A 14,154-nucleotide genomic window follows, 5' to 3' on the forward strand; every position below is an offset into this window, starting at 1 on the left:
CCCGGTTTCACTCGGGCGAAGGCCCCCGTGATGCGCATGCCTGGTGCGTATCGCGCGATCAACCCCCAGGCGTGAGGGGCATGGTCCCCGGGAAGAAAGTCATGTCCGAAGGCACCGTCAAGTGGTTCAACGCCGAAAAGGGCTTCGGCTTCATCACCCCCGACGAGGGGGGGGCCGACATCTTCGTCCACTACTCAGCCGTGCAGACCAAGGGGTTCCGCACCCTGGACGAGAAGCAGCGCGTCAGCTTCGACGTGGTGCAGGGGCCCAAGGGACCCCAGGCGGCCAACGTCAACAAGATCTGACCGCCCCGTTTTCCGGGCCCCGGCCCCCCCGGGACCGGGGCTCGTCGCGTACCCTGGTGCCATGATGAAGGCCTCTCTCCGCCCGGCCCTGGGCGCGCTGCTGATCCTCCTGCTGGTTCTCCTCTCCGTGGAGGGGTTCCGCCTGAGCCCGGCCTTCGGGTGGATCCTCCCCCTCACCGTGATCGCCGGGGCGTGGCTGGGGTGGGCGCTCCGGCAGGCCTGGATCTACCCGGCGCAGCTGGCCCGCGCCGAGGCCATGTGGGCGGCGGGCGAGCCCGCCTCGGCCGTGGCGGAGTGCCTTGACCGGACCCCCCTGGCCACCGGCGAGCTGGGCTACCGGATCCGGCTCCTGCGCAGCGCGGCGGACCTGGCCCTGGGCTACCGGGACCGGGCCTGGCTGGACGCCCTGGACGCGCACCTGGCGCGGCTCCCCCTCTGGAAGCGCCCGCTGGTGGCCCAGGCGTTCCGCCGCGTCGGCGACACCCCCTCGGTCCGGCGTCTGGCCTGGGGGGACCGGTTCATCCGCCTCGCCCCCCGCATGGCCCGGCTGCGCCACCTCCAGGGCATCCTCCTGCTGCGTTCGGGCCGGGAGGACGCCCTGCACGAGGCCTGGGTCCACTTCGAAGCCGCCCTGCCCCTGGCCTGGGACGATCCCCTGGTGCTCGAGGACCTGATGCTGGCCGGCCTCCAGCATGGCCGCGAGGATGTGGCGGAGCGGGCCCTGGAGCTCCTGGCCACCCGCCACGGCGACCCCCGCCTGCCCTGGGATCGGGGCGCCGCGGCCATGCACCTGCTGCGGCAGGGCCGCCCCGCCGAGGCCCTGGCCCTGGTCCGGGGCCTGCCCCTGGACCAGCGGCGCCCGGCCCAGCTCTGGCTCGCGGAGAGCGTCTCCCGCCGCCGCCTGGGGGACCTGGAGGGAGCCTGGCGGATGATCGGGGCCGCCATGGACCACTGGCCGGACAGCTTCCGCCTCTGGATGGAGCGGTACCAGACCGCCCTCGAGCTGCGCCGCGACGACGAGGCGCTCCAGAGCCTCGGGCGGGCCTGGCGGGCCATTCCCGCCGGCGACGAAGGCGCCGGCGAGGCCCTCCGGCAGGAGTGGCAGCTCCGGCGCGCCGAGTTCGCCTTCTGGTGGGAGGACGACCCCGCCCTTGCCCGGGAGTTGCTGGCCAAGCTCCCGCCGGAAGGCCAGGGTGACCACCACCCGCCCCTCCTCCTCCAGGTCAAGGTGGCCCTCGGGGAGTACGAGGCCGCCTGCGGGGAAGTCGCCGCCTTGCTCCAGCGGATCCCAGGCGACACGGACCTCCTCCTGCTCCAGGCGGACTGTCTGGCGGGACTGGAGGCCTGGGAGGCCCTGCTGCCCTTCCTGGACGGGCTGGGCGAGGCCTGCCGGGAGCGGGCCGGTTTCTGGCACCTGCGGGGGCTCGGCCGGGCCAACCTGGGCGACCATGCCCATGCCCGGGCGGACCTGGAGCGCGCCGCGCGCATGGACCCGGAGAATCTCCGCTACCTGCTGGATGCGGGGCACGGCTGCGCCGAGCTGGGCGACTGGGATCGCGCCGAAGGCCACTGGCGGCAGGCCCTCCAGGTGGATGGCCAGTCCGAGGAGGCCCTGATCCACCTCGCGGAGGCCCGGCGGGAGCTGGAGGACCTGGAGGGGGCCCGGCGCTACCTGCGGGAGTGCCTCCTGCACCACCCGGAAAGCGCCGACGCCCAGGCCCGGCTGGCGGAGCTGGAAGCCAACTGAGAACTCAGCCCGGCGAGATGTTCCGGAGCAGCGTGAGCTTGCTGTCGTAGCGTGCCTGCGCCTCCGGCTGGGCCCATTTCCGGGCCTTCTCCAGGGCCTTGATGGCGTCCTTCGTCCGCCCCTGGGCCAGGGCGATCCGGGCCTGGATCCAGTAGAACTCGGGCTCCATGGGCAGGAGCTTGATGGCTTGCTTGATGCGGCGGCCCGCCTCCTCCACCTGCTGCTCCCCCAGGGCCTCCTCCGCCAGGAACGCGTTGAAGAAGGGGTCGCGCTTCCGGATCTCCAGCCCGCGCTCGCGGAAGGTCTGGGCTTCCTCCACGCGCCCCTGGGCCCGCAGGAGGTTCTCCAGGTTCCCGCAGGGGGCGCCGTCCTTGGGATCCACGGCCAGGGCCTTGCGGAAGGATGCCTCCGCATCGGCCTCGAGCCCCTGGGCCCGCTGCACCACGCCAAGGATGTTCCAGCCCACGCCCAGGTTCGGATCCACCTGGATCGAGCGGTGGGCCGAGACGAGGGCCTCATCGTTGTGGGACTCCGCCATCAGCTCCACGGCCCGGTTGCTGTGGAAGAGGGCCAGCACGCGCTTGGGCTCCAGCGGCGCGATGAGCAGGCTGTCCCGGCGCACCTCCGGCAGGAAGTCGGCCACCAGTTCCTGGCCCGGCGTCCCCCCCTGCACCACGGCCACCACGTGCCGCTCGAAGCGCACCGTGGTCCCCACCCGGCGCCAGCGGCTGATGCGGAGCGGCTCGCCATACCGGACCCCGAGGCCGATGGACTTGCAGGCCCCAACATAGAGGGCCGTCAGCCCGAGGCAGTTGGCTTTGCGGTCCCGCCAGACCTCCTTGGGCGTGCGGGTGTAGGCGTTGTCGTAGACGATCCCCAGGCCACCCTCCTCCACCGGCGAGAAGAAGGCCCGGAGCAGGGCCCCGACCTTGGCGGGAACGCTCTCCCGGGCGATGGTGTGCTGGCGGGCGAAGGCCTGGATCTCCGGCGGCGGTTCGAAGGGATCGTCGCCAGCCGTCAGCATCGCGGCGCCGAGCAGAAGGGTCAGGACTCGTACGCGCATGGGAGTACTCCCGGCACAACATGGGGGCTACGAAGGGGTTGGTCAACGGGTTATGCGATGCTGGACAAGGAGGGATTATGCCTGGGTCGACTGCCGTCGTATGCGCCTATTCCAGCGTGGGCACCGCGGCCCTGGAGGGCCTCCTGGAGGCCGGGGTCGAGGTGAAGGCGCTCTACACCTACGCCCAAAGCCCGGACGAGCGCTGGTTCACCCCTCCCGCCGAGGTGGCCGCGGCCCGCGGGATCCCCGTCCACATGGCGGACAGCTTCAACACCGATGAGGTCTTCGAGGCCATCCGGGCCCACCGGCCCGACTTCCTCTTCAGCTTCTACTTCCGGGAGATGATCCAGGCGCGCTTCCTGGAGCTCCCCCGCCTCGGCGCCTACAACCTGCACGGCAGCCTCCTGCCCAAGTACCGGGGCCGGGCCCCCATCAACTGGGTGCTGGTGAAGGGCGAGCAGGAGACCGGCGTCACCCTCCACGCCATGACTCCCAAGCCCGACGACGGCCACATCCTGGCCCAGGCGCGGCTGGCCATCGACTGGGACGAGACGGCCCTGAGCCTCACCCTGAAGGCCGCGGATGCGGGCCGCGGCCTGGTGCGCGAGGCCGCGCCTGGCCTGGCGGACGGCAGCCTGCCTCGCATCGACCAGAAGAGCCTCGGCCCCTCCACCTACTTCGGCGGCCGGAAGCCCGCGGACTCCCGGCTGGACTTCGCCATGACCGCCGGGGAGGCCTTCAACCAGATCCGCGCCGTGGCCGACCCCTGGCCCAATGCCTTCCTCGAGACCGCGGAGGGAACCGTCAAGGTGGCCTGGGCGCTGCCCACGGAGCTGCCCTGCCCCAAGGGCGCCTTCCGCGCCTCGCGGGAGGGCGTGCTGCTGGGATTCGCCGACGGCGCCCTGCGGATCCACACCCTGAAGCTCGAGGGCGCGCGCCTGGAGCGCCCCAGCGAGCAGGCCACGGCCCTCCGGCGGCTGGGTGTGCCCGAGCGCTGACCTGGGGTATGCTGGTCCGCTCCCATCTGCAGAGAGGCATTCCATGCGAACCGTGATCACTGGAACAGGCATCGGCGTGCCTCCGCATATCGTCCCCAACGAGGCGCTGGCGCGGCTCATGGACACCTCCGACGAGTGGATCCGGGTGCGCAGCGGCATCCAGGAGCGGCGCTACGCGGAACCGGGCCAGGGCTCCGCGGAGCTCGGCACCATGGCCGCCCGCGCCGCCGTGGCCAAGGCCGGCCTCCGCATGGAGGACATCGACGCCGTGGTCTTCGCCACCATGACCCCGGACCACGTGCTGCCGGGCAACGGCCCCCTGCTCCAGGCGGCCATGGGCCTGCGCACGGACATCCCGACCTTCGACCTGCGGCAGCAGTGCAGCGGCTTCCTCTACGGCCTGGAGCTGGCGGACCTCCTCCTCCAGAGCGGCCGCTACCGGCGGGTCCTGCTGGTGGGCGCCGAGGTGCATACGGCCTTCATGCCCTGGCACCTGGGCTGGGACACCCTCATCGGCCAGTCCACCCGGGAGATCACGGAGGCCGAGCGCGCCGAGAACACCCTCAGCCGCGACCGCACGGTGCTCTTCGGCGACGGCGCCGGGGCCGTGGTGATGGAGGCCCGCGAAGGGGAGGCCGGGCTGCTGAAGACCCGCCTCTTCACCGATGGCACCGGCGCCGGGGTGCTGACCATGACCGGCGCCAGCTTCAAGCGGCGGCCCTTCGTGACCCCCGAGCAGATCCAGGCCGGCGAGACCATCCCGATCATGTCCGGCAAGGAGGTCTTCCGGTCCGCCGTGACCCTCATGCCCCAGGCCATCCGCCAGGTCTGCGAGGAGGCCGGGGTGGCCGTGGAATCACTCGACTTGGTGCTGGTCCACCAGGCCAACCTCCGCATCATCGAGGGCGTGCAGAAGGCCCTGGGCCTGCCGCCGGAGAAGGTGCCCCACAACATCGAGCGCTATGGCAACACCACCGCGGCCACCCTGCCCATCCTCTTCCACGAGTGCATGGAGGCCGGACACATCAAGCCCGGCATGCTCGTGGCCTTCACCGCGCTCGGCTCGGGCCTGCACTGGGGCGCGGCCCTCTACCGGGCCTGATTGCCCGCCGGCCCGGCCGCGGTAGAATCCAGGCAAATCCCGGAGTCCCCATGCGTGTCCTGGCCTTCGGCGCCGCCCTGGCGCTGGTCCCCGCCCTCGTCCTGTCCGCAGGCACCCCCCGATCCCGCAAGCACGCAGGCGGCCCCGTGAAAACCGCCGGCGAAGCCAAAGCCATCGCCGAGCGGGAAACCGGCGGACGGGCCATCACCGCCCGGCGCATCCCCCTGAACGGCGCCTCCGGCGGGTGGGAGGTGGATCTCCGCATGCCTGGCGAGGAGCGGGGCTGGCGCTGCATCATCGACAGCGACACCCACATGGTCCACAGCAAGGCCCGCATCGACCAGCCCGGCGCCAAGGGCAAGGGCGATGGCCCGGTCCGCATGGTCAAGGGCAGCCGCTGACGGCGGCTGTCCGGCGGGCGCCGATCGTTCGCCGGTTTTTGACACGCTCCGCCCTGTCTGGATTGACAGGGGAGCCTAGAATCGTACCTGTGGCCGATGCCACAAGGAGAACGACACATGGGTCTGATGGACTGGGGCAAAGCCCAATTCCTCGACATCCTCGAATGGCTGGATGACTCCAACGACACGCTGGCCTGGCGCTTCCCCATGCGGGGCCAGGAGATCCAGAACGGCGGCAAGCTGGTGGTGCGCGAGAGCCAGGAGGCCGTCTTCGTCAACGAGGGCCAGCTGGCGGACGTGTTCAAGCCGGGCACGCACAACCTCACCACCCAGAACCTGCCCATCCTCGCCACGCTGAAGGGCTGGAAGTACGGCTTCGAGAGCCCCTTCAAGAGCGATGTCTACTTCATCTCCACCAAGCTCTACAACGACCTGAAGTGGGGCACCTCGAACCCCATCATGCTGCGCGACGCCGACTTCGGCATGCTGCGCATCCGGGCCTTCGGCATCTACTCCATCAAGGTGGCGGACAGCGGCACCTTCCTCAAGCAGCTGGTGGGCACCAACGGCGTCTACACCGTGCCCGACATCTCCGAGCAGCTCCGCAAGACCATCATGAGCCGCTTCACGGATGCCCTGGGCGAGGCCAAGATCCCCGCCCTCGACCTGGCCGCCAAGTACGACGAGATCTCCGACCTGGTGAAGCAGAAGCTCCAGGACGAGTTCAAGACCATGGGCCTGGAGCTGTCCAAGTTCTTCGTGGAGAACATCAGCCTCCCCGAGGAAGTGGAAGCCATGATGGACAAGCGCACCGGCGTGGGCATGATGGCCCCCGTCATGGGCGCCTACACGCAGATGCAGGTGGCCGACAGCATCCCGCTGGCCGCCCAGAACCCCGGCGGCGTGGCCGGCATGGGCATGGGCGTGGGCCTGGGCTTCGGCATGGGCAACATGATGGGCCAGCAGATGGCCGGCGCCGCCCAGCAGATGGGCCAGCAGGGCTTCCCCGCGGGCAGCGCCCCCGCCGCTCCGGCCGCCCCGGCGAAGTCCCTCAAGGAGGAACTCACGGATCTCAAGGAGCTCTTCGACGGCCAGCTCATCACCCAGGCCGAGTACGACACCCAGCGCGCCGCCATCATGAAGAAGCACGGGATGGGGAACTGAGGGCAGTCTTCAGGGATCAGACTTCAGGGATCAGTCTTCAGTCTTCAGCAACTGCAGAAGGGCGGCCCGGGGCCGCCCTTCCTGAAGGCTGAGGACTGAGGACTGAAGACTGTCCCTAATGGTGATGCCCCCCCTCCACCTCATGCCGGTGGAGGAACCGGTGGTGGTGGCGGTCGGCCATGTCGCGGGTCTCGAAGTGGACGGTGAGGTGGCGGACGCCGTGGCGCTCCCAGAGCAGGCGCTCGATGCGCTCCAGGAAGGCCTCGGTCTCCCCCAGGCGCTCCGCCGCGACGATGATGTGGGCCGTGGCCACGGTGAGGTGGCTGCACATCTTCCAGCTGTGGAAGTCCTCCACGCCGAGGATGCCCGGCAGGGCCATCAGCTCGGCCTTCACGGATTCGTGCTCGAAGGCGGCGCGGTGCATGAGGATGCCCACGGCGTCGCGGAGCAGGAGCACGGCGCCCCGCAGGATGACCACCAGGATCACCAGGGCGATGGCCGGGTCCACCCAGCGCCAGCCCGTGAGGCGGATGAGGACCATGCTTCCCACCAGGGACACGCTGGTGAGGCTGTCGGCGAAGGCGTGGAGGTAGGCGGCCTTCAGGTTGGCGTCGCGGTCCAGCAGGCTCCGGTCGCGGGGCACCAGCACCACCGTGGCGGCGATGTTCAGCAGGAGGCCGATGCCCGAGAACACCAGCACCCAGCCCGTCTGGATGGGCACGGGGTGGCGGAAGCGGGCCAGAGCCTCCCAACCCACGGCGCCGCCGAGGAAGAGGAGGAAGCCCACGCCCACCAGGCTGTTGAACACCTCCAGGCGATGCCAGCCGAAGGTCCAGCGGTCGTCGGGATCCCGCCGGTTGGCCAGCCACAGGCTCAGGATGCCCAGGCTGTTCACCAGCACATCGTTCAGGTTCTCCAGGCTGTCGCTCACCAGACCGATGGACCCGGTCCACCAGCCGCCGAGCCCCTGGAGGACGAAGCTGGCGAAGAAGATGCCGGCGCTCCAGGCCAGGCGCCCGGTGGTGCTGGGCCCGTGATGGTGGTGATGGTCCGACATCACTCGCCCCGGTACTGGGGTTTCCGCTTCTCCCGGAAGGCGGCCAGCCCCTCGAGGCGGTCCTTCGTCGGGATGACCTGGGCGTAGCAGGCCCGCTCGAAGGCCAGGCCCGAGTTCCGGTCCATCTCCAGGCCCCGGTTCACCGCCAGCTTCGCCATCCGCAGGGCCACGGGGCCGTTGGGGAGGATCTCCCGGGCCAGGGCCAGGGCCGCATCCAGCGCGCCCCCAGCGGGCGCCACCCGGTCCACCAGGCCCAGCCGTTCCGCCTCGGCGGCGTCGAGGCGCCGGGCCGTGAAGATCAGCTCCTTGGCGCGCGCGGCGCCGATGAGCCGGGGCAGGCGCTGGGTGCCCCCGGCCCCCGGGATGATGGCGAGCGAGGTCTCCACGAGGCCCATCCTGGCCTCCGCCCCCGCGATGCGGAGATCCGCGGCCAGGGCCAGCTCCAGTCCGCCGCCGAAAGCCGCGCCCTCCAGCGCGGCGAGCACGGGCATGGGCAGGTCCTCCAACTCCGTGAAGGCGTCACGCAGGCCCTGGACGAAGGTGGCCGCCTCGGCCTGGGACATGCCGGCCCGCTCCTTGAGGTCGGCCCCGGCGCAGAAGACGCCGGGCACCAGGCTGTGCACCACCAGCACCCGCGCCGCGGGATCGGAGCGCAGGTCGGCCAGGGCCTGCCGGAACTCGGTCATGAGCTGGCGCCCAAGGGCGTTCTTCGCGGCGGGGCGGTCGAGGCCCAGCAGGACAATGCCGCCATCCTCTCCGGCGAGGCGCTCGAGCCGGATCTCCATCAACCCAGCTCGACGATGGAATCCCCCTCGTTCAGGAACTGGTCCGGGGTCACGAAGACCTTCTTGACCGTCCCCTCCTCGGGGCTGCCCACGGGAATCTGCATCTTCTCGGTATCCCCTGCGGGGATACGCGAGACCTCAACACCCGTCATTCCGCGCACGAGACACCTCACGAAAGCTCGACGATGGGATCCCCTTCGTTCAGGAACTGGTCGGGGGCCACGAACACCCGGCTGACCGTCCCCTCCTCGGGGCTGCCCACGGGAATCTGCATCTTCATCGACTCGATGATCACCAGGTCCTGGTCCTCGCCCACGGTGTCGCCTTCCGACACGCAGACTTCCAGGACCTTCCCCGCCATCTCGGCTCGCACCAGGGCCATCCACCACCTCATGAAAAGGACGATGGGCCCAGTGTAGCGGTGGGCGTCCTACTCGTCCCGGTCGGAATCGCCGATGACCACCAGGTCGTCGTCCTCGTAGGCGAAGTCGCCCTCCTCCATGAGGACCTCGCGGACCTTCCCCGACTCGGGGGAGTTGATGTAGAAGGCGGTACGGGAAGAATCCGTGCCCTCGAGGATCATCAGGGGCTCGTCCTCCTCTACCTCCTGGCCGGGGCGGACGAGGACGTCCACCACATAACCCGGCCATTCCGCCCTCACGATCATGCTGCCTCCCCTTCGCCCGTCCGCGACCTTGGCCGGGAGAGTATGGCGGCCCGGGCCCCTGCGCAAGCCCCGGAAGCCGTTCTTTTCGTCACATCTCGGGTAGGTGATACTGGAGGGCTTGGAGGAAGGCATGGCTGTCGCCTGTGGCATCGTGGGTCTGCCCAATGTGGGAAAGTCCACCCTTTTCAACGCCCTCACCCGTGCGGGCGCGGCTTCGGCCAACTACCCCTTCTGCACCATCGAGCCCAACACGGGCGTGGTGGACGTGCCGGATCCGCGCCTCCAGTTCCTGGCGGACATCGTGAAGCCCCAGCGCATCCTGCCGGCGGCCCAGGAGTTCGTGGACATCGCCGGCCTGGTGCGCGGCGCCAGCAAGGGCGAGGGGCTGGGCAACGCCTTCCTGGGCCATATCCGTGAGACGGACGCCATCGTGCAGGTGGTCCGCTGCTTCGAGGATGGCAACGTCACCCACGTGGAGGGCGGCGTGAATCCCGAGCGGGACCTCTCCATCATCGAGACCGAGCTGGTCATCAAGGACCTGGACGGCGTGGAGAAGGGCCTGGAGCGCCACCGCAAGGTCGCCAAGACCGGCAACAAGGAATCCGTGGCCCTGGTGGCGGTCCTGGAGCGCCTCCACGCCGTGCTGAACGAGGGCCAGTGGGCCCGCACCGCCGGCCTCTCCGCCGAGGACCGGGCCCTCATCAAGTCCTACGGCCTGCTCACCCTCAAGCCCACCCTCTTCGTGGGCAACATCGGGGAGGAGGACATCCGCCACCCCGAGGGCAACGCCCACTACCGCAAGCTCCAGGAGCTGGCGGCGGTGCGCCAGGCCCCCTGCATCCCCATCTGCTCCAAGCTGGAGGCCGAGATCCAGGACCTGCCCGAGGAGGACCGCCCCCTCTTCCTGGAGGAGGCGGGCCTCTCGGAGCCGGGCCTGAACGTGCTCATCCACGCCAGCTACGACCTGCTGGGGCTCCAGACCTACTTCACCGCCGGGGTGAAGGAGGTGCGGGCCTGGACCATCCACAAGGGCGACACGGCCCCCCAGGCCGCCGGCGTCATCCACACGGACTTCGAGAAGGGCTTCATCCGGGCCCAGGTCATCGCCTACGAGGACTTCATCCAGTACCGGGGCGAGCAGGGCGCCAAGGATGCCGGGAAGATGCGCACGGAAGGGAAGGACTACGTCGTCAAGGACGGCGACCTGATGAACTTCCTGTTCAACGTCTGATATCGAGCAGCGTTCATAAACAGAACTTCACCACGGAGACACGGAACCCACGGAGTGTCACGGAGCCTCGGACCGGATTGGGGGCCAGGCAGTTCTCCGTGCCCCCCCTCCTCCTTCGCGGGGCGCGACGCGCCCAGGGGCCGCATGCGGCCCCGCCAGTCGGCGCGGGCGGGATCCGCGCGATCGCGTGGCCGACCGCCCGCGCCGGCTGGCCTAGCGAAGCCACCCAGCCGCGTCCCTCAGTGCCCTCCGTGGCTCCGTGGTGGATCCTTAATCGCTCAAGGCCTACCGGGCCTCGATGGGCATGCGCCGCAGGCGCTCCACCCGCACCTCCATGGGGGGGTGGGTGGAGAAGAGGCTCATGAGCCCGCCGCCGCTCAGGGGGTTCACGATCATCATGTGCGCCGTGGCGGGCTCGGCGGAGGCCATGGGCAGCTGCTGGTTGTAGGCCTGCAGGCGCTCCAGGGCCGAGGCCAGCATGTCGGGCCGGCCCGTGAGGTGGGCGCTGTAGTCGTCCGCCAGATACTCGCGGGAGCGGCTCACGGCCATCTGGAGCAGGATGGCGGCCAGGGGTCCGAGGATCATGATGGCGATGCCCGCCAGGGGGTTCGAGCGGCCCTCCTCGTCCCGGGGCGAGATCCAGAAGGCCATGCGGGAGAGGAACATGATGGCCTGGGCCAGCACGGCGGCCAGGCTGCCGATGAGGATGTCCCGGTGCTTCACGTGGCCCAGCTCGTGGCCAATGACCGCCTCCAGCTCCGGGCGGCTGAGGATGCGCATGATGCCCTCGGTCACCGCCACCACGGCGTGCTCGGGGTTGCGGCCCGTGGCGAAGGCGTTGGGCGTGTCCTCGGGGATGATGGCGATGCGGGGCGTGGGAAGGCCCGCGCGCTGGGCCAGGTTGGCCACGATGGCGTAGAGCTCGGGGGCATCGGCCTGGTCGACCACGCGCGCGCCGTAGCTGGCCAGCACGATCTTGTCGGAGAAGAAGTAGCTGACCCCGTTCATCACGAGACCGATGGCCAGGGCCAGCACCATGCCGGACTGGCCTCCGAAGTAGCCGCCGATCCACACCAGCAGGCCCGTCATGGCCACGATGATGAGAAGGGTTTTCGCCTGGTTCATGAAGCGTCCTCCACGTACCAGGATACGGAATGGATCAAGCGCCCATGCGCTTGACGACCACCAGGGTCACATCGTCCCGGAAGCGGCCCTCCTCCAGGTGCTGGAAAGCCTCCACCAGCAGGGCCTCGAACAGCTCATCGGCCCCGGCCTCCGGGCGCCGGCGGATGACCTCCGCCAGCCGGTGGTCGCCCAGTTCCTCCCCGACGGCGTTCTCGGCTTCCACCAGGCCATCCGTGAAGACCACCAGCACGTCCCCCGGCGCCATGGACGCCCGTCCCTCGCGGAACACAGCGCCGGGCAGCAGGCCCACCATGGGGCCGGTGGGGGAGAGGCGGACGACTTCCCCGCCGGCGCGGACCAGCAGCGGCGGGTTGTGGCCGCCGTTCACATACCGGAGGTCCCCGGTCTCGGGGTTCAGGCTCGCGGCGAACAGCGTGGTGTAGCGGTTGCCGTCGCGCACCGCGTCCATGCGGCGGTTGAGGCGCTCCGCCAGCCGCCCCCAGTCCTTCACGCGGCGGTCCGCCAGGGCCCGCAGGAAGGCCGAGAGCTGCGTCATCATCATGGAGGCCGGCAGGCCCTTGCCGGAGATGTCCCCCACGGCCATGTGGAGCCGGCTGCCCTGGTCCTCGTCCCGGGCCATCCAGAGGTCGTAGAGGTCCCCGCCCACGGCCTGGTAGGGCAGGTTCGCCGCGGCGCACTGCCAGCCCGGAGGCTCCGGCAGGGTCTTCGGCAGCAGGCGGCGCTGGATGTCCCGGGCCAGGTCCAGGTCCTTCTCCATGCGCTCGGCCTGGCGCCGGGCCTCCCGGAACTCCAGGCTGGACAGCTGGGAGGACGTGAGGTTCAGCAGGGTGTGCAGGAAGACCTCGTCGTCCTCCGACAGCTTTCCGACGGCCGGATCAGCGGCGTAGGCGAAGCCGTGGCTGTGGCTCTGGTCCTGCAGTTCGACCGCGTGGACCAGGCCCTTGGCCTCCACCAGCTCATGCAGGCTGTCCCCTTCCAGCACCTCCGGGACCTGGCCCAGCCCCTTGGCGTGCAGCACGGCGCCCTGGGCGTCCACCACCAGGAGCCGCATGATCCGGAACTCGCCCATGAGCGTGTTGGCCATGAGCCGCACGAGATCCTGGCGGGTCTCCACCTGGCCCAGGTTGCGAGTGAGCTCGAAGACCGTGTTCAGGCGGGAGAGCTGCAGGGCCAGGGCCTGGTTCTGGGTGCTGCGGACCGCCTCGGCCCGCCGCCAGGCCAGCAGGGGCGCGCTGATGGACAGCAGCAGCGGCACGGCGTCCGGCAGCTCCCCCGCCCGGAGCACCAGGTGGCCGTAGACCTCCCCGCCGTAGGCCCAGGGCAGGACCTGCCAGCCCTCCCCGGGATGGGTGGGGAAGGCCGGGGCCGCACCCCGCAGGAACAGCCACTTGCCGCCATCCCAGAGCCCGCCCTGCCCTGTCCGGGCGATGCCCATGACGGTGACCCCCACCAGGTGGACGAGGTCCTCCTCGGTGCCCTGGTCCGGGAAGGTCTCCAGGAAGTCGATGAGGGGCAGCAGCTCCTGGGCCCCCTCCGGGATCTTCAGCGCCAGGTGGCGGAGACGGTCGAAGGGGTTGGTGGGCATGGGGGACCCGGGCTTCAGTCGAGCTTCTTGATCAGGCAGCACTCGTTCCGGCCGGAGCCCTCGTCCGCTTTGAACCGCACCTCGTCCATGAACCGGCTCATGAGCAGCAGGCCCAGGCCGCCCTTGCGGGGGTGCTTGATGTATTCCTTGGGATCCGGCAGCACGATCTGGTCGCCGCGGAGGCCCTGGCCGGAATGGAGGATGTGGATCTCCAGGGCCTGCTCGGTGAAGCGCAGCTCCAGCTCGACGCTGTGCTCGCCCTCGCCGTGGTAGGCGTGGAGGATCACGTTGGTCACGGCCTCGTCCACGGCGATGCTCACCTTGGCGGCGGTGGCGTCATCGAGGCCGGCCACGAGCGAAGCCCGCTTGGCCAGCCCCGTCACCAGGTTCAGGTAGCGGGTCTGACTGGGGATTACGAGTCGGAACTCGGCTGGTTCCATGCTGGGCGCCACGTTCACCCCTTCCGCTCGGGGGTCACGGCGGCCAGCGCCTGGTCCTCGTCGTTGAAGACCCGGTAGAGCTGGGTGAATCCCAGGGTGTCGAAGATGGCGAAGACGTTCGGCTGGAGGTCGGACAGCAGGATGTCGCCGCGGTGCTCCCGGACGGTCTCGATGAGGCCCATGATGGCCCCCAGGCCGGCGGAGCTGATGTAGTTGAGGTTCTTGCAGTTGAGGAGGATCGTGTAGCGCCCGTCCCGGACCAGCCCCTCCAGGGCCTCCTCGAACTCGCGGACGGTGTGGGCGTTGATGAAACCGGCCGGAAGCAGCACCGCCACATCCCCCGCCTGCCTCACCGCAATGGAAAGATCCGCCATCCGCCATCTCCAAGGAACCTGGGTCATCCTATCGGTTCCCCAAGGTAAATACCAGCAGACGAGGTTCCCGCCCGAACTTGGGATACCCT

17 protein-coding genes are annotated in these 14,154 nt (G+C 69.9%); 7 read left to right on the top strand and 10 right to left on the bottom strand.

What is annotated here, in order from left to right; translation table 11 throughout:
• Positions 1–101 precede the first annotated feature (101 nt).
• Positions 102–305: a cold-shock protein gene (locus tag G398_RS0107615; RefSeq protein ID WP_026853158.1), complete on the top strand. Its 204-nt coding sequence runs from the start codon at positions 102–104 to the stop codon at positions 303–305.
• Between the two features lie 64 nt (positions 306–369).
• Entirely contained in the window at positions 370–2,052 is a 1,683-nt protein-coding gene (locus G398_RS0107620; protein WP_026853159.1) for a tetratricopeptide repeat protein, read from the top strand.
• Between the two features lie 4 nt (positions 2,053–2,056).
• On the opposite strand, the gene G398_RS0107625 is transcribed toward G398_RS0107620, so the two are convergent.
• Positions 2,057–3,115 carry a tetratricopeptide repeat protein gene (locus G398_RS0107625; protein WP_026853160.1) on the bottom strand — a complete coding sequence of 353 codons (1,059 nt, stop codon included), beginning with the start codon at positions 3,113–3,115 and terminating at the stop codon, positions 2,057–2,059.
• Positions 3,116–3,192: 77 nt separating this feature from the next.
• On the opposite strand from G398_RS0107625, the gene G398_RS17040 reads away from it, so the two are divergent.
• The 4 genes from G398_RS17040 (at position 3,193) to G398_RS0107645 (ending at position 6,780) form a co-directional block, all read left to right on the top strand.
• Complete coding sequence (locus G398_RS17040) at positions 3,193–4,113, top strand: formyltransferase family protein (protein WP_052571660.1); 921 nt, start codon at positions 3,193–3,195, stop codon at positions 4,111–4,113.
• Between the two features lie 43 nt (positions 4,114–4,156).
• Positions 4,157–5,215: a 3-oxoacyl-ACP synthase III family protein gene (locus G398_RS0107635; RefSeq protein ID WP_026853161.1), complete on the top strand. Its 1,059-nt coding sequence runs from the start codon at positions 4,157–4,159 to the stop codon at positions 5,213–5,215.
• Positions 5,216–5,265: 50 nt separating this feature from the next.
• Positions 5,266–5,616, top strand: a complete 351-nt coding sequence (locus tag G398_RS0107640) for a PepSY domain-containing protein (protein ID WP_026853162.1) — start codon at positions 5,266–5,268, stop codon at positions 5,614–5,616.
• Positions 5,617–5,733: 117 nt separating this feature from the next.
• Positions 5,734–6,780 (top strand): SPFH domain-containing protein, encoded by a 1,047-nt coding sequence (locus G398_RS0107645; protein ID WP_026853163.1) that lies wholly within the window; start codon positions 5,734–5,736, stop codon positions 6,778–6,780.
• A 115-nt stretch (positions 6,781–6,895) separates the two neighbouring features.
• On the opposite strand, the gene G398_RS0107650 is transcribed toward G398_RS0107645, so the two are convergent.
• The 5 genes from G398_RS0107650 to G398_RS21050 all read right to left on the bottom strand — a co-directional run bounded on the left by G398_RS0107650 (position 6,896) and on the right by G398_RS21050 (position 9,289).
• Positions 6,896–7,837, bottom strand: a complete 942-nt coding sequence (locus G398_RS0107650; protein ID WP_026853164.1) for a cation diffusion facilitator family transporter — start codon at positions 7,835–7,837, stop codon at positions 6,896–6,898.
• The gene (locus G398_RS0107655; protein ID WP_026853165.1) at positions 7,837–8,622 is read right to left on the bottom strand and encodes an enoyl-CoA hydratase-related protein; all 786 of its coding nucleotides are present in this window, start codon (positions 8,620–8,622) and stop codon (positions 7,837–7,839) included. Before G398_RS0107655 ends, G398_RS0107650 begins: the two co-directional genes overlap by 1 nt.
• On the bottom strand, positions 8,622–8,726 hold the full coding sequence (locus G398_RS22175) for a biotin/lipoyl attachment domain-containing protein (RefSeq protein ID WP_482184092.1): 105 nt from the start codon (positions 8,724–8,726) through the stop codon (positions 8,622–8,624). The genes G398_RS0107655 and G398_RS22175 overlap by 1 nt, the downstream gene beginning before the upstream one ends.
• 65 nt (positions 8,727–8,791) lie before the next feature.
• On the bottom strand, positions 8,792–9,004 hold the full coding sequence (locus G398_RS0107665; RefSeq protein ID WP_026853166.1) for an acyl-CoA carboxylase biotin carboxyl carrier protein subunit: 213 nt from the start codon (positions 9,002–9,004) through the stop codon (positions 8,792–8,794).
• A gap of 48 nt (positions 9,005–9,052) precedes the next feature.
• Positions 9,053–9,289: an acyl-CoA carboxylase biotin carboxyl carrier protein subunit gene (locus G398_RS21050; protein WP_026853167.1), complete on the bottom strand. Its 237-nt coding sequence runs from the start codon at positions 9,287–9,289 to the stop codon at positions 9,053–9,055.
• A 130-nt stretch (positions 9,290–9,419) separates the two neighbouring features.
• On the opposite strand from G398_RS21050, the gene ychF reads away from it, so the two are divergent.
• Positions 9,420–10,520 (top strand): redox-regulated ATPase YchF, encoded by a 1,101-nt coding sequence (gene ychF / locus G398_RS0107675; RefSeq protein WP_026853168.1) that lies wholly within the window; start codon positions 9,420–9,422, stop codon positions 10,518–10,520.
• A 285-nt stretch (positions 10,521–10,805) separates the two neighbouring features.
• Here the strand turns inward: ychF and htpX are convergent, their stop codons facing one another.
• Genes htpX through G398_RS0107695 form a run of 4 tightly spaced genes read right to left on the bottom strand, consistent with a single transcriptional unit; the run spans position 10,806 to position 14,065 of the window.
• Positions 10,806–11,645 carry a zinc metalloprotease HtpX gene (gene htpX / locus G398_RS0107680; protein WP_026853169.1) on the bottom strand — a complete coding sequence of 280 codons (840 nt, stop codon included), beginning with the start codon at positions 11,643–11,645 and terminating at the stop codon, positions 10,806–10,808.
• Between the two features lie 34 nt (positions 11,646–11,679).
• On the bottom strand, positions 11,680–13,251 hold the full coding sequence (locus tag G398_RS0107685) for a PP2C family protein-serine/threonine phosphatase (protein WP_026853170.1): 1,572 nt from the start codon (positions 13,249–13,251) through the stop codon (positions 11,680–11,682).
• Positions 13,252–13,265: 14 nt separating this feature from the next.
• Positions 13,266–13,691: an ATP-binding protein gene (locus G398_RS17045; protein WP_157492323.1), complete on the bottom strand. Its 426-nt coding sequence runs from the start codon at positions 13,689–13,691 to the stop codon at positions 13,266–13,268.
• Positions 13,692–13,705: 14 nt separating this feature from the next.
• Entirely contained in the window at positions 13,706–14,065 is a 360-nt protein-coding gene (locus tag G398_RS0107695) for an STAS domain-containing protein (protein ID WP_026853171.1), read from the bottom strand.
• Between the last annotated feature and the right edge of the window lie 89 nt (positions 14,066–14,154).

The organism is Geothrix fermentans DSM 14018, assembly GCF_000428885.1.
Lineage (GTDB): Bacteria > Acidobacteriota > Holophagae > Holophagales > Holophagaceae > Geothrix > Geothrix fermentans.